At 67.0% G+C, this 297-nt stretch carries 1 protein-coding gene; it reads right to left on the bottom strand.

Features of this window, described 5'->3' with window-relative positions; all coding sequences use genetic code 11:
* Positions 1-243 (bottom strand): sigma factor (locus tag QQX10_RS13625; RefSeq protein WP_301122136.1); only part of this gene is annotated, 243 nt, incomplete at its 3' end.
* Between the last annotated feature and the right edge of the window lie 54 nt (positions 244-297).

Genomic DNA, 297 nt, shown 5'->3' with positions numbered 1-297 from the left:
CCGCCGCCACAACGCCTCCCGACGCATCCGATCGATATGCATCGTCCGCATCGTCCGCCGCACATACTGCTCCGCCTGCGCCGGCACCTCGAACCGCGTCCGCCGCGCGAACACCCGCACGATCGCGTCCTGCACCAGCTCCTCAGCCTCCGACTGCGACCCCGTCAACACATACCCATAGGCACCCAGACGATCAGCAGCGACCTCCACCATCGCCACCAACACCTCGTCCGCAGAGCCCATCCACTCCCCCTCCCGACACCAGCACGAACGAACGGACCATCTGGTTGTGCCGGC

This window comes from Demequina lignilytica, assembly GCF_030418305.1.
In the GTDB taxonomy this organism is placed as follows: Bacteria; Actinomycetota; Actinomycetes; order Actinomycetales; family Demequinaceae; genus Demequina; species Demequina lignilytica.
The sequence above is the reverse complement of the archived record's forward strand: the minus strand, read 5'-3'. Positions and strand labels throughout refer to the sequence as shown.